The sequence below is a fragment of the Allobosea sp. P4_H5 genome, assembly GCF_056400825.1.
The window spans coordinates 139,023-155,724 of record NZ_JBFUKM010000016.1; the positions used below are offsets into that span (position 1 = coordinate 139,023).

A 16,702-nucleotide genomic window follows, 5' to 3' on the forward strand; every position below is an offset into this window, starting at 1 on the left:
CGGCTCAGAATTCGGTCGAGGGGGAGAAATGGCCGAAGATATCGCGCCAGATCTCGACGATCTCACCGACGGTGGCATAGGCCCGCACCGCCTCCAGCACCGAAGGTGTGACATTGGCGCCGGACGCCGTCGCCTCGCGCACCGCCGCCAGCGCGGCGCTGACGCGGGCCTCGTTGCGCTCGGCGCGCACGCGCTGCAGCCGCACCACCTGGTCGATCGCTGCGCCCGGGTCGATGCGGAAGGCGGTGTTGGCGACATCGGGCTTCTGCGGCCGCTGGTTGACCGTGACCCAGGGCCGCTGGCCGCTGTCGATCGCCTTCTGCCGGCGCACCGCGCCCTCGGTCATCAGGCGCCGGCCTATGCCGTCGCGGATGACGGCGAGGGCACCGCCCTTCTCCTCGATCATGCCGAGCGCATCGAGGATTTGCCGTTCGACGCTATGGGTCAGGCTCTCGACATAATAGGAGCCGCCGAGCGGATCGACCGTGTCGGCGAAGCCGTGCTCGCTGGCGATCACCTGCTGGGTCCGCAGCGCGACCTTGAGCGACTGTTCGCCCGGGGTCGAGACCGCCTCATCATAGGAGGCGATGTAGACATAGGACGCGCCGCCCAGCACATAGGCGAGCGTGCCGAAGGCGATGCGCGAGATGTTGTTGAGCGGCTCCTGCAGCGCCTCCTGGCCATGGCCGTAGACCGTGGTCCGCAGAGCCATCGCGGCCGGCAGCGTCGCGCCGTAGCGCTCGCGCATGCGCCGGGCCCAGATCCGCCGCAGGGCACGCAGATTGGAGATGCTGACGAAGAAGTCGTGGCGCTCGTCGGCGAACATGTGCAGCAGCGGCGCGACCTCGTCGATCGAATGGCCGCGCGCCAGGAGGTCGTCGAGATAGTAGTGGGCGTTGGCGAGGGCGATCGCGGTGCCAAGGCTGGAGCCGGCGCCGCCGGCATTGATGTGATTGACGCAGACCGTCATCGGCGACCAGTTCGGCGCATTGTCGATGCACCATTCGACCGCGTCGCAGGCGAGCTTGGCCGCCGGTTCCGCCGGCAGGATCTGGGTGCCGCGGGCGATGTATTCCTTGAGCGGGTCGTTCTGCAGGTTGACGACGTAGTTTGCCCAGGGGATGCCCTGCTTCTCGCCGAGCGCTGCGAACAGCGCCAGCACGATCGGGCCGATCGAATTGCCGAGCGTACCGACGCGCTTGATGCTGTCGAGCGGGATGCCGTGGAAGAGCTGCTCCATATCGGCGAGCGAGCTGACGGCGACGCCGACCTGGCCGACCTCGGCCGTCGCCATGGCGTGGTCTGAATCGTAGCCGCACTGGGTCGGCAGGTCCAAGGCGACGAGGATCTGCTCGGCGCCCCAGTCGATCAGGGTGCGGAAGCGCTGGTTGCAGCGCTCAGCCTCGCCGAAGCCGGAATAGGCGGAGACGACGAAGGGCTCGCCCCGGTTCATGGCGCCGCGATCGCCGCGGGTGAACGGGAACTCGCCGGGGAAGCCGAGATCGGCGGCATGGTCGAAGCCGATCGCGTCGAGATCAGCTGGGGTATAGAGCGGCTTCACCTCGAGGCCGCAATCGGTGACGAAATTGCGTTGCCGCTCGGCCCGGGCCGCATCCGGCGCGAAGGTCTCGCGCCGCCAGCGCGCCTCTTCCGCGATCAGCTCCGCCGCAGGGCCGCTGCGCTGCCCGGCGGACTCATCCGGCACTTCCACGTCCAGGTCACGTCGGCGGCTGGCCAGCATTCTCGTCATGGCGTTCTCCCGCAAGGCGTCGTCGCCTGCGCTGCCGCGCCGCGAGCGAACCTCCCCGGTCTCTCCCTGTGAAAGCCGCTCATTGCGCTAACAATGGCGTTCGCTATTGCTGTATCAGCGATTTTAATATCATAGTAAAGCAGAAAGCGCGACAAAGAGTGATCAGGATTGTTGGAAGCGCAACGGCTCGGTTGGGAGGGTGAACGCCATGGACATCTCGCGACGGCATCTGCTGGCCGGTTCCGGCGCAATCGCAGCGAATGGATGGGTGCGGACGGCCAGTGCCGAATGGCAGCCGAGCCCGCGCTACCCTGATCCGGCGGTGCGGGCGCTCGATCCGAGCTTTTCCAAGTACATGGTGTTCTTCGCCGCGGTGGAGCGCATCGCGACCGGCGAGACCCGCTACACCGAAGGCCCGGTCTGGTTCGGCGACGGGCGCTTCCTGCTCTGGACCGACATCCCCAACAACCGCATCCTGAAATGGGAGGAGGAAACCGGGGCGGTCAGCATCTTCCGGCGGCCGGCGAACTACGCCAACGGCCTGACGCGCGACCGGCAGGGCCGGCTGATCGCCGCCGAGCACGGACGGCGCGTTACGCGCACAGAGCACGACGGCAGCGTCACCGTGCTGATCGACAACTATGACGGCAAGAAGCTGAACTCGCCCAACGACGTCGTCGTCGCCTCGGATGGCGCGGTCTGGTTCACCGATCCGCCCTTCGGCATCTCCGGCCACTATTCCGGTGACAAGGCGACGCCCGAACTGCCGAACAACGTCTACCGGGTCGACTCGTCTGGCAAGGCGACGGTCGTCGCCAGCGACATCACCGCGCCCAACGGGCTCTGCTTCTCGCCGGGCGAGAAGAAACTCTACATCGTCGATTCCTTCTCGAAGCCGGTGAGCATCCGCGCCTACGACGTCGTCGACGGCGGCACGAAACTCGCCAACGGCTCGGTGTTCTTCAGCTGCGGGGAGGGCGAGGCGCCCGACGGCATCCGCTGCGATGTCGACGGCAATCTCTGGTGCGCCTATGGCGCCGTGAAGGAAGGCATGGACGGCGTGCTGGTGCTGTCGCCCGAGGGCAAGCGCATTGGCGCGATCGCCCTGCCGGAGCGGGCGGCGAACCTCTGCTTCGGCGGCTCCAAGCGCAACCGGCTGTTCATGGTCACCGGTCGCGGCGTCTATTCGCTCTACGTCAATACGCAGGGCGTCCCCGGCGGCTGAACGACCGCGCCGGGCGCCAGCATCCCGCCGCTCTTCGCAACGTGAACTGCTTCGCCGGCAACATTGTCCCTGAATAAGCAGCGGTTGTGGCTGAGCGGCCGGCGCATGAATCGATCGTCCGCCGCGAGGACATTCAATCGATAACGGGCTCTTCGGGGCCCGTTTTCGTTTCCGAAGTGGCGTTGCCGGCCTGCCGGGCCAGTCGCGACAATCCGTCAGGCCAGTTGATCTCTCCTCGAATTCGTGCAATTAAATGACCGACCGGTCGGTTGATAAAAACGAAACGGCGGATTTCGGGGAGAGGCACCTTGGCGGACGCTTTCATTTGCGATGCGGTTCGCACGCCGGTCGGCCGCTATGGTGGGGCGCTTTCGAGCGTCCGGGCCGATGATCTGGCGGCCATCCCCCTCGCGGCGCTGATGCAGCGCAACCCCTCCGTCGACTGGGCCCAGGTCGACGATGTCATCTTCGGCTGCGCCAACCAGGCCGGCGAAGACAATCGCAATGTCGCGCGCATGGCCGTGCTCCTCTCCGGTCTGCCGGTCGACGTGCCCGGCACCACCGTGAACCGGCTCTGCGGCTCAGGGCTCGATGCGCTCGGGCTCGCCGCGCGCTCGATCCGCGCCGGCGACTGCGAGCTGATGCTCGCCGGCGGCGTCGAGAGCATGTCGCGCGCGCCCTTCGTGATGCCGAAGGCCGATGCCGCCTTCTCGCGGGCCAATGCGGTCTACGACACCACGATCGGCTGGCGCTTCGTCAACCCGAAGCTGAAGAAGGCCTATGGCATCGATTCCATGCCCGAGACGGCCGACAATGTCGCCGCCGATTTCGGCGTCTCGCGTGCCGATCAGGATGCCTTTGCGCTGCGCAGCCAGCAGCGCTGGGCCGCCGCCCAGGCCGCCGGCCGCTTCGCCGATGAGATGGCGCCGGTCGCCGTGCCGCAGAAGAAGGGCGATCCACTTGTCGTCGACCGCGACGAGCATCCGCGCTCCGACGTGACGCTGGAGCAATTGGCCAGGCTCAAGGGCGTCAACGGCCCCGATCTCAGCGTCACCGCCGGCAATGCCTCGGGCGTCAATGACGGCTCGGCGGCGCTGATCGTGGCGAGCGAGCAGGCGGCGAAGGCGAACGGCCTGACGCCGCGCGCCCGCGTCGTCGCCATGGCAGCGGCCGGCGTCGCGCCGCGCATCATGGGCATCGGTCCGGTGCCGGCGGTGCGCAGGGTGCTGCAGCGCGCCGGGCTGGAACTCGGACAGATGGATGTGATCGAGTTGAACGAGGCGTTTGCGGCGCAGGGGCTCGCGGTGCTGCGCGAGCTTGGCCTGCCGGACGACGCGCCGCAGGTGAACCCGAATGGCGGCGCGATCGCGCTCGGCCACCCGCTGGGGGCGAGCGGCGCCCGGCTGGCGACGACGGCGATGTGGCAACTCCAGCGCACGGGTGGGCGTTTTGCTCTCTGCACGATGTGCGTCGGGGTGGGGCAGGGGATTGCAGTGATCCTCGAGCGCGTCTGACGCGCGAGGCGGAACAGGAGGCAGGCCGATGTATGCCCAGATGGTGAAGACCGAGGCGAAGCGGGTCCGCAGCCTCGACGAGATGGAGCCGCAGGAGCGCGCCTTCCAGGAGCGCATCGACGCCGGCCAGAAGATCGAGCCGAAGGAGTGGATGCCGGAGGATTACCGCAAGACGCTGATCCGGCAGATCAGCCAGCACGCCCATTCCGAGATCGTCGGCCAATTGCCAGAGGGCAACTGGATCACACGCGCCCCGACCCTGGAACGCAAGGCGATCCTGCTCGCCAAGGTGCAGGACGAGGCCGGCCACGGGCTCTACCTCTACTGCGCGGCGGAGACGCTCGGCATCAGCCGCGACCAGATGTACGAGCAGCTCCATTCCGGCAAGGCGAAGTACTCCTCGATCTTCAACTATCCGACGCTGAGCTGGGCCGATATCGGCGCGATCGGCTGGCTGGTCGACGGCGCGGCGATCATGAACCAAGTGCCGCTGCAGCGCTGCTCCTACGGCCCTTACGCCCGGGCGATGGTGCGCATCTGCAAGGAGGAGAGCTTCCACCAGCGCCAGGGCTTCGACATCATGACCGTGCTCAGCAAGGGCACGCCGGAGCAGAAGGCGATGGCGCAGGACGCGCTCGACCGCTGGTGGTGGCCGTCTTTGATGATGTTCGGCCCCTCGGACGACGCCTCGGTGCATTCGGCGCAGTCGATGGCCTGGAACATCAAGCAGGATTCCAATGACGAGCTGCGCCAGAAATTCGTCGACCAGACCGTGCCGCAGGCCAAGTATCTCGGCCTCACCGTCCCCGATCCCGCGCTGGCCTGGAACGAGGAGAAGGGCGGCCATGATTTCGGCGAGCCGGACTGGACCGAGTTCTTCGCGGTGATCGCCGGCGAGGGCCCGTGCAATCGCGAGCGGCTGGAGGCACGGCGCAAGGCCTGGAACGACGGCGCCTGGTTCCGCGACGGGCTCACCGCCCATGCCAGCAAGCAGGCGGCCCGGCGCCAGGCCTCGCGCATCGCCGCCGAGTAACGCACCGACCAAAGGGAGCTGATGATGTCCAGCGAATGGCCCCTCTGGGAGGTCTTCATCCGCGGCCAGCACGGCCTCAACCACCGGCATGTCGGCAGCCTGCACGCGCCTGACGCCGAGATGGCGATCCTCAATGCGCGCGACGTCTATACGCGCCGCAATGAGGGCGTGAGCATCTGGGTGGTGCGCTCGGCCGACATCGTCGCCAGCGCGCCTTCCGACAAGGGACCGCTGTTCGACCCCGCCAACGCCAAGGTCTACCGGCACCCGACCTTCTTCGACGTGCCGGACGAAGTGGGGCACATGTGATGAGCGCCCCGGTCTCTTCCACGGCGGTCGCCGAGTTTGCGCTGCGCATGGGCGACAATTGCCTGATCCTCGGCCATCGCAATTCGGAATGGTGCGGCCATGCCCCGGCGCTGGAAGAGGACATCGCGCTCGCCAACACCGCGCTCGACCTGATCGGCCAGACCCAGCTCTGGCTCGGGCTCGCCTGCGAGGCCGAGGGCAAAGGCCGGACATCCGACCAGCTCGCCTTCCTGCGCGACGTCTCCGGCTATCGCAATCTCCTGCTGGTCGAGCAGCCGAACGGCGATTTCGGCCGTACCCTGATGCGGCAATATCTCTTCGACGCCTGGCATCTGCCGCTGCTGAAGGCGCTGATGAACTCGGCCGACAGGTGTATCGCCGAGATCGCCGAGAAGGCCTCGAAGGAGGTCGCCTATCATCTCGAGCGCAGCGCCGATCTGGTCGTCCGTCTCGGTGACGGCACTGCGGAAAGCCATGCCCGCATGCAGGCGGCCGTGGATTTCCTCTGGCCCTATACCGGCGAGATGTTCATCGCCGACGCGCTCGACGAGGAACTGGTGGCATCAGGCCTCGCACCGGAACCCGGCTCGCTCAAAGCCGCCTGGCAGGAGCACGTCGCCCGCACCTTCGCCGATGCGACGCTGAAGGCGCCGGAGAAGAGCTTCGCCCAGAAGGGTGGCCGCCGCGGCGTTCATTCCGAGCATCTCGGCTTCATCCTGGCGGAGATGCAGTTCCTGCAGCGCGCCTATCCCCGCGCGCGCTGGTGAGGAGGCGCAGATGGACGCCGCTACCCTGACGCGCCCCGCAATCGCGGAGATCTGGTCCTGGCTCGGCGAGATTCCGGACCCCGAGATCCCGGTGATCTCGCTGGTCGACCTGGGCATCATCCGCGATGTCGCCTGGGCCGATGACCTGCTGGAGGTGACGGTGACCCCGACCTATTCCGGCTGCCCGGCGACCGGTGTGATCAATTTCGAGATCGAGCGCGGCTTGCGTGAGCACGGTATCGAGAAGCTCAAGCTCAAGCGGCAATTGTCGCCGGCCTGGACCACGGCCTGGATCAGCGCCGAGGGGCGCGCCAAGCTGCGCGACTACGGCATCGCACCACCGGTCGAGGGCACGGCCGCCTGCGCCGGCGCGCTGGTGCCGCTTCTGGTCTCCTGCCCGCGCTGCGGCTCGTTGCGGACCGAGCGCATCAGTCAGTTCGGCTCGACGCCCTGCAAGGCGCATTTCCGCTGCACCGACTGTCTCGAACCGTTCGACTACTTCAAGAGCATCTGAGGGATCGATGGCCCGCTTCTTTCAACTGGAGGTCGCCGATATCCGCCGCGAGACGCGCGATGCGGTCGTCGTCACACTCGCGCCGCGCGCCGAAGACCGCGCTGCCTTCGACTTCACGCAAGGCCAATACCTGACCTTCCGCCGCGATTTCGAGGGCGAGGAGCTGCGCCGGTCCTATTCGATCTGCACCGGCAAGGACGAGGGCGTGCTCAAGGTCGGCATCAAGCGCGTCGATGGTGGCGCCTTCTCGACCTGGGCCAACGAGGACTTGAAGCCAGGCGACGTGGTCGAGGCGATGCCGCCGATGGGCGCCTTCCATGTGCCGCTGAAGCCAGAGGAGAAGCGGCACTATCTCGGCTTCGCCGGCGGCAGCGGCATCACACCCGTGCTCTCGCTGATCAAGACGACATTGGCGCGCGAGCCGGGATCGCGCTTCACACTAGTCTACGGCAACCGCTCGGTCAGTTCGATCATGTTCCGCGAGGAGCTGGAGGACATCAAGAACACCCATCTCGGCCGCTTCAACGTGGTGCATGTGCTGGAGAGCGAGGCGCAGGAGGTCGAGCTCTTCTCCGGCCGCATCGACGCGGAGAAATGCGCCAGGCTGTTCAAGGGCTGGATCAACATCGCTGCCATCGACATGGCCTTCATCTGCGGGCCCGAGCCGATGATGCTGGCGATCGCGGCGGCGCTGCGCGAGCACGGTCTGCGCGACGACCAGATCAAGTTCGAGCTGTTCGCCTCGGCACCGCGCCGCGGCAAGCATGTTGTCAGGACCACCGCCGACAACGGCAAGGCCGCGACCTGCACCGCGACGATCACGCTCGATGGTACCACCCGCGTGATCGAGATGGCCAAGACCGGACAGACCATCCTGGAGGCCGCGCTCGGGGCCAGCCTCGATGCGCCCTATGCCTGCAAGGCGGGTGTCTGCTCGACCTGCCGCGCCATGGTCGTCGAGGGCGAGGTCGAAATGGAGACCAATCACGCTCTCGAAGACTACGAGGTCCGCCAGGGCTATGTCCTGACCTGCCAATGCTATCCGCTCTCCGATCGAGTGGTGGTGACCTATGACCAGTGACACCGACGCCATGCCGCTCGAGGCCTATCTTGCGCAGGGCGGCAAGCTGACCACGCCCGAGAACGCGCCGCCGCGCTATCGCGGCGAGTTGCTGCGCTTGATGGCGACCTTCGTCGACAGTGAGCTGGCCGGTGCTGCCGGCTTCGCCGACATCATCAACCAGGGCCCGGGCATCAAGGAGCGCATCGCCGCCTCCCGCATCGTGCTGGAGAAGCTCGACCATGCCGAGCGCGTCCTCGCGGTGATGGGCGAGTTCGGCGCCGACATCTCGCGCTATGCCAACCACCATCCCTGGGCCGAGCGCGTGGCGCGCGACAGCGATCTCGGCGCTGCCCGCCACGGCTCCGACATGCGGCTCGCCGTGCTGCATTATCCGCTGCAGGGCTGGCTCGATGCGGTCGTGATGAACGTGCTGATGGGCCAGGCCGTGGTGATCCAGATCGAGGAGTTCGCGGGGCTTTCCTATCAGCCGCTCGGCGAGATCTTCCGCGCCATCCTGCCGCGTGAGCGCCGGCACAAGGAGCTCGGTGAGGAGGGCTTGCGGAAATTGCTGGAAGACGCCGGCAACCGACCGCAAGTCGCCGCTGCGCTCGCCTATTGGCGCCCGCGCGTCGCCGTGAGCTTCGGCCGCGGCAGCTCGGCACATTTCGAGACGCAGAAGAAATTCGGCCTGCGCCACACCGGCAATGCCGAGCTCGCCGCAGCCTGGGAACGGCAGGTGGACGACCTGCTGCGCGGCATCGGCATCGCCTGACCAGCACTTCCAACCGACGACGGCGCCAAACCGCACACCACGATCGACAAGGGATCTCAAGGGATGAACGCGCCAGTGAAGACCGTCCGCCAGCTTGAATCCTTCATCGCCGGAGACTGGGTCCGCGGCGCCGGCAAGGCCGTGCCGCTGCTCGATGCGGCGACCGGGGCGGAGGTCGCGCTGATCGACGCGAGCGGGCTCGACATGAAGCGCGCGCTGCATCATGGCCGCGAGGAAGGCGGGCCGGCGCTGCGCAAGCTCAGCTTCCACGAGCGCGCCCTGATGCTGAAGGCGCTCGGCCAGGCGCTGATGGAGGCGAAGGAGGAGTTCTACGCCCTCTCCACCGCCACCGGTGCGACGCGCACTGACAGCTGGATCGACATCGAGGGCGGCGTCGGCACCTTGCTGTCCTATGCCTCGAAAGGCCGGCGCGAATTGCCGAATACGCGTACCCTCGTCGATGGTGATGTTGAGGCGCTCTCGCGCGACAACAGCTTTTCCGGCCAGCACATCCTGACGCCGCTGGAGGGCGTCGCGATCCATATCAACGCCTTCAACTTCCCGTGCTGGGGCATGCTGGAGAAGCTGGCGCCGACCCTGCTCGCCGGCATGCCGGCGATCGTCAAGCCGGCGAGCCAGACCGCCTATCTGACCGAATTGATGGTGCGGAAGATCATCGCGACCGGCATCCTGCCGAAGGGCGCGCTGCAACTGATCAGCGGCTCGGTCGGCGACCTGCTCGACCATGTCGATTGCCAGGACGTCGTGACCTTCACCGGCTCGGCCGCGACGGGCCGCAAGCTCCGCACCCACAAGGCGATCGTCGAGAACTCCGTGCGTTTCACCATGGAAGCGGATTCGCTCAACGCCGCGATCCTTGGCCCCGATGCCGTCGCCGGCACCGAGGAGTTCGATCTCTTCGTCAAGGAGGTCGCCCGCGAGATGACAGTGAAGGCCGGGCAGAAATGCACGGCGATCCGCCGCGTGATCGCGCCGCGCGCCGCGGTCGAGCCGCTGATCAAGGCGCTCGGCGACCGGCTTGCCAAGACCGCGCTCGGCAATCCCGGCGAGGAGGCGACGCGCATGGGCCCGCTCGCCAGCCTCGCCCAGCGCGACGAGGTCCGCGCCCGCATCGCCGAATTGCAGGGGGATGCCGAGATCGTCGCCGGCAATCCAACCCAAGCCAATTTGACGTCTGGCGATGCGCAGGCTGGCGCCTTCCTGAGCCCCGTGCTGCTCTATTGCGACAAGCCCGGCTCCGCCAAGGCGGTGCACGATGTCGAGGCCTTCGGCCCAGTCAGCACGATCATCCCTTACGAGACTGCCGAGGAGGCCGCAGGGCTGGCGCGCCGCGGCAAGGGCAGCCTCGTCGCCTCGGTCTTCACCAACGATGCCACCTTCGCGCGCGAGGCCGTCGCGGCGCTCGGGCCCTGGCATGGCCGCGTCATGCTCGGCAACCGCGTCAGCGCCAAATCCTCGACCGGCCACGGCTCGCCTTTGCCGGTGCTGGTCCATGGTGGTCCCGGCCGGGCTGGCGGCGGCGAGGAGCTCGGCGGCATGCGCGCCGTCAAGCACTACATGCAGCGCACCGCCGTCCAGGGCGCGCCCTGGCTGCTGTCGGAAGTCACCGGACGCTGGATGCAGGGCGCGAAGACGCGGCAGGACGGCGTCCATCCGTTCCGCAAGTCGCTGGCCGAGCTGGAGATCGGCGACCAGCTCGTCACGGCCTCGCGCACGGTGACGCTGGAGGACATCGAGCATTTCGCCCATTTCACCGGCGACACTTTCTACGCCCATATGGACGAGGAAGCCGCCAAGGCGAACCCATTCTTCGACGGGCGCGTCGCGCATGGCTATCTGATCGTGTCGTTCGCTGCCGGCCTGTTCGTCGATCCGGCGCCGGGCCCGGTGCTCGCCAATTACGGCGTCGATGCGCTGCGCTTCCTCACCCCGGTCAACCCCGGCGATACGCTGCAGGTGACGCTGACCTGCAAGCAGATCAATCCGCGCGAGACGGAAGAGTATGGCGAGGTGCGCTGGGACTGCGCGGTGACCAACCAGGATGCCCAGCTCGTCGCGCAATATGACGTGCTGACCATGGTGGCGAAGAGCTGGCCGGCGTAACGGCCGCTACTTCATCGCGCTGGCGCCGTCGAGGAACAGCGCGGTGACCATGTCGGCATAGCCTTCCCGGCTCAGCGCCCCGCTCGGCCGGAACCAGGTGTAGACCCAGTTCAGGATGCCGAAGAGCGACATGGTGACGGGGGTCACGCCAGCGCGGTTGTCCGCCAGTGCCGGGTTGATGTCGACCAGCACGTCCGAGAACGCCTTGACGATGCGGCGCTCCATTTCCCGCAGCTCCAGCCGCTGGGATTCGGTGAGTGAGCCGGTGCCGTTGAGCAGGACCTGGTGGAAGTTCGAGGCCGTGCGGTAGTTCTCCAGCACGCCGCCGATCAGATGGCGCAAACGCGCCCGCGGCTCGAGATCGGGCCGGTCGGCCTCGATGATCGCCGCCTCCAGCTCGACGAGATGGGTGCGGCCGATATCGAAGATCAGCAGGTCCTTGCTCGGGTAGTAATGATAGAGCAGCGCCTTGGAGACATTGTTCTCCTGGGCGATCTGCGCCATCGAGGCGCGCTCCATGCCGAGCTTGGCGAAGACGGCCGCGGCGCTGTCGAGGATGCTGCGCCGCTTCTCGTCGAAATCCGCAGCCCTGGTCCGGGCCATCGCCTGTTATCCTTTCGGCCGGTTGTCGACGACGCGCCTGGCTTTGCCGGCCGAACGCTCGACCGAATCGGGGTCGCCGACCTGTATCTTGGTGCTCACCCCCACCACGCTTTTGATGTGGTGCGCAAGTTCCTTGGCTGATGAAGCGCGCGCGGCTTCATCAGCAGCGTGCGGCATTGCCTCGACATGGACGACCATGTCGTCCATGCGGCCGGCACGGACGAGCTCGATCTGGAAATGCGGGGCGAGACCGCCGCATTTCAGCAGCTGCTCCTCGATCTGCGTCGGGAAGATGTTGACGCCGCGCAGGATGATCATGTCGTCGCTGCGGCCGGTGATCTTCTCGATCCGCCGCATCGCCCGCGCCGTGCCCGGCAGGAGCCGCGTCAGATCGCGCGTGCGGTAGCGGATGATCGGCAGCGCCTCCTTGGTCAGCGAGGTGAAGACCAGCTCACCCATCTCGCCGTCGGGCAGGACCTCGCCGGTCTCCGGATCGATGATCTCCGGATAGAAATGGTCCTCCCAGACATGCAGCCCGTCCTTGGTCTCGACGCATTCGCTGGCGACGCCCGGGCCGATCACCTCCGATAGGCCATAGATGTCGACGGCATGCATGTCGAAATCCTGCTGGATCTCCTCGCGCATCGCATTGGTCCAGGGCTCGGCGCCGAAGATGCCGACCGCCAGCGAGGAGCTGCGCGGATCGATGCCCTGGCGCCGGAACTCGTCGAGGATCGACAGCATGTAGGACGGCGTCACCATGATGATGCGCGGCTTGAAATCCTGGATCAGGCAGACCTGGCGCTCGGTCATGCCGCCGGAGATCGGGATCACCGTGCAGCCGAGCTTTTCGGCGCCGTAATGGGCGCCCAGGCCGCCGGTGAACAGGCCGTAGCCATAAGCGACATGGCAGATGTCGCCGGCCCGGCCGCCCGCCGCCCGGATCGAGCGGGCGACGCAGGTCGCCCACATCTCGATGTCGTTCTGGGTGTAGCCGACGACGGTCGGCTTGCCGGTCGTGCCGGAGGAGGCGTGGATGCGCGCGACGTTGTCCTGCGGTACCGCGAACATCCCGAACGGATAGGTGTCGCGCAGGTCCTTCTTCACCGTGAACGGGAATTTCGCGAGGTCGGACAGCGTCCTGAGATCGTCGGGATGGACGCCGGCTTCATCGAACTTCGCCCGGTAATGCGGGGAGTTGCGGTAGGCGTGGTCGAGCGTCGTCTTCAGCCGCGTGAGCTGGAGCGCCGAGATCTCGTCGCGGGAGGCCGTTTCGATGGGATCGAGATCGCCCGGACGGGGCGAAAGGTCTTCCATGGGTGTCCTCCGCTTTGTCTTGTTTCGGCCGGAACGTTCAGCCCGGCGCGGGTATCGGCGTGCCCTTGACGGTGCGGGAGTGGCCGCGGAATTCCGCGATGTGCTCGCCGTTCTGGTTCGTCACCTTGATGTCGTAGATGCCGCCGCGGCCGATGCGCGAGACCTCGCTCGCGCTCGCGGTGAGGCGGTCGCCCTCGAAGGCGGGCCGTAGGAACGTCACCGAGCAATGCTGCGCGACGGTGTTCTGGTTGTAGCTGTTGCAGGCGAAGGCGAAGGCCGAGTCCGCCAAAGTGAAGATGTAGCCGCCATGGCAGGTCTTGTGGCCGTTGGTCATCTCAGTCGTGACTGTCAGCGACAGCTTCGCCTCGCCCGGGCCGACCGCATCGAGGCTCATGCCGAGGCTGCGGGAAGCGAGGTCCTTCTCCCACATCGCCGCGGCCGAGGCGCGGGCAACGGCGAGCGGATCGGAAAAGTCGAGGCTCATCGTCCGCTGAACTTCGGCTGGCGCTTGTCGAGGAAGGCGAGGACGCCTTCGGCATAGTCGGCGCTGCGGCCGGCGCGGCGCTGCAGGTCGCGCTCGAGATCGAGCTGCTGGTCGAGCGTGTTGCCGGCCGAGGCCTGGATCGCTTGCTTGATCAGGCCGAGCCCGAAGGTCGGCCCGGCGGAGAGTTTTTTGCCGAGTGCCTCGGCCTCGTTCAGCAGTTCACCGTCGTCGACGGCGCGCCAGATCAGGCCCCAGGCGGCGGCGGTCTCAGCCGTCAGGGGCTCAGCCGTCAGGGCGAGTGCCTTGGCGCGCGCCTCGCCGAGCAGTTGCGGGAGGCTCCAGGTCCCGCCGGAATCGGGGACGAGACCGATCTTCGAGAAAGCCTGGATGAATTTCGCCGACCGCGCCGCCAGCACAATGTCGCAGGCAAAGGCGATGTTGGCGCCGGCGCCCGCCGCCACCCCGTTGACCGCACAGACGACCGGCTTGTCGAGGTTGCGGATCTGGCGGATCAGCGGGTTGTAGAAGGTCTCGATCGTGCGGCCGAGATCCGGCGCCGTCTCCTTGCGCGGGTCGCGATCGCCCAGGTCCTGGCCGGCGCAGAACCCGCGGCCGGCCCCAGTCAGCAGGACGGCGCGGACAGCGCTTTCGTCATGCGCGCGCTGGAATCCGGCACGCAGCGCCAGATGCATCTCGTCATTGAAGGAATTGAGCTTGTCGGGGCGATTGAGCGTCAGCCGCAGCAGGCCGTCGGCGAGCTCTACCTTGACCGTGTCGGACACGAGCCGTCCTCCCATATCGTCGCGGCCTTGGGCCGTCGCTTCAAAAAACTCCTTGCATAGTCCGAACGGTCGGTCAATTATTAACTCAACGAGGGCGCGAGCAGGCTGGCGGGTCCGCCCGATCCAGAGCCGGCACCGCGCCTACGGGGAACGATAACGACCGCGCTCTGAGCTTTCAGCGGCGCGGCGACAACCACAAAGCGCGTCGACAAAAAGAGCGCCTGGGACGGTGGAGGAAACGATGAAGTTCGGACTAATCGGCGGCGCGCTCGCGCTGACGCTCGGCCTGGCTGGCCCGGCCTTCGCCGACATCAAGATCGGCGCTTCGGTCTCCGAGACGGGACCGGCCTCCTCGCTCGGCGATCCCGAGGCCAAGACCCTCAAATTGCTGGTCGACGAGATCAATGCCGCCGGCGGCGTGCTCGGCCAGAAGATCAAACTCGTCCTCTATGACGATGGCGGCGACCCGAACAAGGCGCGCACCTTCGCGACGCGCCTGGTCGAGGACGACGAGGTCGTCGCCATCGTCGGCGGCTCGACCACCGGCACTACCATGTCGATCATCTCGGTCGTCGAGAACGCCAAGATCCCGTTCATCTCGCTGGCGGGCGCGATCGAGATCATCGATCCGGTCAAGCCCTTCGTCTTCAAGACGCCTCACACCGACAAGATGGCCTGCCGCAAGATCTTCGAGGACATGAAGGCCAAGGGCTTCAGCAAGATCGCCCTGATCTCCGGCTCGGATGGCTTCGGTGCCTCGATGCGCAAGCAGTGCCTGCAGGTCATCGGCGAGTTCGGCATCACCGTGCTGGCCGAGGAGACCTACGGCCCGAACGACGCCGACATGACACCGCAGCTCACCAATATCCGCTCCAAGGGCGAGGTGCAGGCGATCCTCAATCCCGGCTTCGGCCAGGGGCCGGCGATCGTGACCCGCAACTACGGCCAGCTCGGCATCAAGACGCCGCTCTACCAGTCGCATGGCGTCGCCTCGAAGAGCTTCATCGACCTCGCCGGCCCGGCTTCGGAAGGCGTGCGTCTGCCCGGCACCGCCGTCCTCGTCGCCAACCTCCTGCCGGCGAACGACCCGCAGAAGCCGGTCGTCTCCGCCTATACGACTGCCTACCAGGCGAAGTTCAACCAGCCCGCTTCCACCTTCGGCGGCTATGCACATGACGGGTTGCGGCTCCTGGTCGACGCGATCAAACGCGCCGGCAAGGCCGAGCCCAAGGCGATCCGCGATGCGCTCGAGAGCACCAAGGGCTTCGTCGGCGTGACCGGCGCCTTCAATATGGCGGCAACAGACCATCTCGGCCTCGACCTCTCCGCCTTCCGCATGCTCGAAATCAAGGGCGGCAACTGGGCGCTGGTGCAGTAGGGCGAAAAGCGGTGGGACTGGCGTGCGCTATCCCCCCTCCCCTTGCGGGAGAGGGATAGGGTGAGGGATCGCGCAACGCTGATCCTTGAGTCCGGCGCCGCATTCCCCAAAGCTTTCAAGGCCTGCGCGACCCCTCATCCGGCGCTGCGCGCCACCTTCTCCCGCAAGGGGAGAAGGGAAGCCTGGAGCAGAGAGTGCCCGAATTTCTCCAATACCTGTTGTCGGGCGTGACGGTCGGTGCGGTCTATGCGCTCGTCGCGCTCGGCTTCACCCTGATCTACAACGCCTCCGACGTGGTGAATTTCGCCCAGGGCGAGTTCGTCATGCTCGGCGGCATGGTCACCTTCTTCGCCTGGCAGGCCGGCATCCCGCTGCCGCTGGCAGCGTTGCTGGCCATCCTCGCCGCGGCGACGATCGGCGTGCTTCTCAACAAGCTGGCGATCGAGCCGGCTCGCGGGGCGCCTGTCGCCAGCCTGATCATCATCACCATCGGCGCCTCGATCTTCCTGCGCGGCAGCGCCCAGCTCGTCTTCGACAAGCAGCTCCATCGCTTCCCGAGCTTCTCCGGCGACGATCCGCTCAGGGTCTTTGGCGCGACGATCCTGCCGCAGGGCCTCTGGGTCATCGCCGGTGCGGTCGCGATCTTTGTCGTCTTGTGGCTGTTCTTCGCCCGTACGCTGACCGGCAAGGCGGTGCTCGCCACTGCCAACAACCGCATCGCCGCCAGCCTGGTCGGCATCAACCCCAACCACATGATGACGCTGAGCTTCGCCGTCTCGGCTGCGATCGGCGCTCTCGCCGGCGTGCTTGTCACCCCGATCACCCTGACCAGCTACGATCTTGGCGTCGCAATGGCGCTGAAGGGCTTCGCCGCCGCCATGCTCGGCGGCATGGGCGTTCCGGGCGGTGCCCTGGTAGGAGGGTTGCTGCTCGGACTGATCGAAGCGCTGACCGCCGGCTATGTCTCGTCCGTCTATAAGGACGCCGTCGCCTTCGTGCTGATCCTCGCCATCCTGTTCGTGCGGCCGCAGGGCCTGCTCGGTCGCAAGGCGATGGACCGGGTGTGA

The 16,702-nt window shown here is 66.8% G+C and carries 16 protein-coding genes; 11 read left to right on the forward strand and 5 right to left on the reverse strand.

Annotation, left to right across the window (positions count from 1 at the left end; translation table 11 throughout):
* Nucleotides 1–4 precede the first annotated feature (4 nt).
* Nucleotides 5–1,750, reverse strand: coding sequence for a methylmalonyl-CoA mutase family protein (locus AC1DS0_RS27225; protein ID WP_476817347.1), 1,746 nt, complete (start codon nucleotides 1,748–1,750; stop codon nucleotides 5–7).
* Nucleotides 1,751–1,958: 208 nt separating this feature from the next.
* Between AC1DS0_RS27225 and AC1DS0_RS27230 the strand changes: the two genes are divergently transcribed.
* The 9 genes from AC1DS0_RS27230 (at nucleotide 1,959) to paaZ (ending at nucleotide 11,071) form a co-directional block, all read left to right on the forward strand.
* Nucleotides 1,959–2,975 (forward strand): SMP-30/gluconolactonase/LRE family protein, encoded by a 1,017-nt coding sequence (locus AC1DS0_RS27230; RefSeq protein ID WP_476817348.1) that lies wholly within the window; start codon nucleotides 1,959–1,961, stop codon nucleotides 2,973–2,975.
* 308 nt (nucleotides 2,976–3,283) lie between these two features.
* Nucleotides 3,284–4,489 carry a 3-oxoadipyl-CoA thiolase gene (gene pcaF, locus AC1DS0_RS27235; RefSeq protein WP_476817349.1) on the forward strand — a complete coding sequence of 402 codons (1,206 nt, stop codon included), beginning with the start codon at nucleotides 3,284–3,286 and terminating at the stop codon, nucleotides 4,487–4,489.
* A 28-nt stretch (nucleotides 4,490–4,517) separates the two neighbouring features.
* Nucleotides 4,518–5,522 carry a 1,2-phenylacetyl-CoA epoxidase subunit PaaA gene (paaA, locus tag AC1DS0_RS27240; protein ID WP_476817350.1) on the forward strand — a complete coding sequence of 335 codons (1,005 nt, stop codon included), beginning with the start codon at nucleotides 4,518–4,520 and terminating at the stop codon, nucleotides 5,520–5,522.
* Nucleotides 5,523–5,546: 24 nt separating this feature from the next.
* The gene (gene paaB / locus AC1DS0_RS27245; protein ID WP_038360406.1) at nucleotides 5,547–5,831 is read left to right on the forward strand and encodes a 1,2-phenylacetyl-CoA epoxidase subunit PaaB; all 285 of its coding nucleotides are present in this window, start codon (nucleotides 5,547–5,549) and stop codon (nucleotides 5,829–5,831) included.
* A complete protein-coding gene (paaC, locus tag AC1DS0_RS27250; protein WP_476817351.1) occupies nucleotides 5,831–6,598 on the forward strand; it encodes a 1,2-phenylacetyl-CoA epoxidase subunit PaaC in 768 nt (255 codons plus the stop codon). Before paaB ends, paaC begins: the two co-directional genes overlap by 1 nt.
* Nucleotides 6,599–6,608: 10 nt before the next feature.
* Complete coding sequence (paaD, locus tag AC1DS0_RS27255) at nucleotides 6,609–7,112, forward strand: 1,2-phenylacetyl-CoA epoxidase subunit PaaD (RefSeq protein WP_476817352.1); 504 nt, start codon at nucleotides 6,609–6,611, stop codon at nucleotides 7,110–7,112.
* Between the two features lie 7 nt (nucleotides 7,113–7,119).
* On the forward strand, nucleotides 7,120–8,193 hold the full coding sequence (paaE, locus tag AC1DS0_RS27260) for a 1,2-phenylacetyl-CoA epoxidase subunit PaaE (protein WP_476817353.1): 1,074 nt from the start codon (nucleotides 7,120–7,122) through the stop codon (nucleotides 8,191–8,193).
* A complete protein-coding gene (locus AC1DS0_RS27265) occupies nucleotides 8,183–8,947 on the forward strand; it encodes a Phenylacetic acid catabolic protein (RefSeq protein ID WP_476817354.1) in 765 nt (254 codons plus the stop codon). Before paaE ends, AC1DS0_RS27265 begins: the two co-directional genes overlap by 11 nt.
* Nucleotides 8,948–9,010: 63 nt before the next feature.
* Nucleotides 9,011–11,071 carry a phenylacetic acid degradation bifunctional protein PaaZ gene (paaZ, locus tag AC1DS0_RS27270; RefSeq protein ID WP_476817355.1) on the forward strand — a complete coding sequence of 687 codons (2,061 nt, stop codon included), beginning with the start codon at nucleotides 9,011–9,013 and terminating at the stop codon, nucleotides 11,069–11,071.
* Nucleotides 11,072–11,077: 6 nt separating this feature from the next.
* On the opposite strand, the gene AC1DS0_RS27275 is transcribed toward paaZ, so the two are convergent.
* The 4 genes from AC1DS0_RS27275 to paaG are packed head-to-tail and all read right to left on the reverse strand — an operon-like array spanning nucleotide 11,078 to nucleotide 14,257.
* Nucleotides 11,078–11,674 (reverse strand): TetR/AcrR family transcriptional regulator, encoded by a 597-nt coding sequence (locus AC1DS0_RS27275; protein ID WP_476817356.1) that lies wholly within the window; start codon nucleotides 11,672–11,674, stop codon nucleotides 11,078–11,080.
* Between the two features lie 6 nt (nucleotides 11,675–11,680).
* A complete protein-coding gene (paaK, locus tag AC1DS0_RS27280; protein WP_476817357.1) occupies nucleotides 11,681–12,991 on the reverse strand; it encodes a phenylacetate--CoA ligase PaaK in 1,311 nt (436 codons plus the stop codon).
* A 37-nt stretch (nucleotides 12,992–13,028) separates the two neighbouring features.
* On the reverse strand, nucleotides 13,029–13,475 hold the full coding sequence (gene paaI / locus AC1DS0_RS27285) for a hydroxyphenylacetyl-CoA thioesterase PaaI (RefSeq protein ID WP_476817358.1): 447 nt from the start codon (nucleotides 13,473–13,475) through the stop codon (nucleotides 13,029–13,031).
* Nucleotides 13,472–14,257 carry a 2-(1,2-epoxy-1,2-dihydrophenyl)acetyl-CoA isomerase PaaG gene (gene paaG / locus AC1DS0_RS27290; RefSeq protein WP_476817359.1) on the reverse strand — a complete coding sequence of 262 codons (786 nt, stop codon included), beginning with the start codon at nucleotides 14,255–14,257 and terminating at the stop codon, nucleotides 13,472–13,474. Before paaG ends, paaI begins: the two co-directional genes overlap by 4 nt.
* Before the next feature lie 241 nt (nucleotides 14,258–14,498).
* Here paaG and AC1DS0_RS27295 point away from each other — a divergent pair, with 241 nt between their 5' ends.
* Both AC1DS0_RS27295 and AC1DS0_RS27300 read left to right on the forward strand, forming a co-directional pair.
* A complete protein-coding gene (locus AC1DS0_RS27295) occupies nucleotides 14,499–15,635 on the forward strand; it encodes an ABC transporter substrate-binding protein (RefSeq protein WP_476817360.1) in 1,137 nt (378 codons plus the stop codon).
* A gap of 194 nt (nucleotides 15,636–15,829) precedes the next feature.
* Nucleotides 15,830–16,702: a branched-chain amino acid ABC transporter permease gene (locus tag AC1DS0_RS27300; RefSeq protein ID WP_476817361.1), complete on the forward strand. Its 873-nt coding sequence runs from the start codon at nucleotides 15,830–15,832 to the stop codon at nucleotides 16,700–16,702.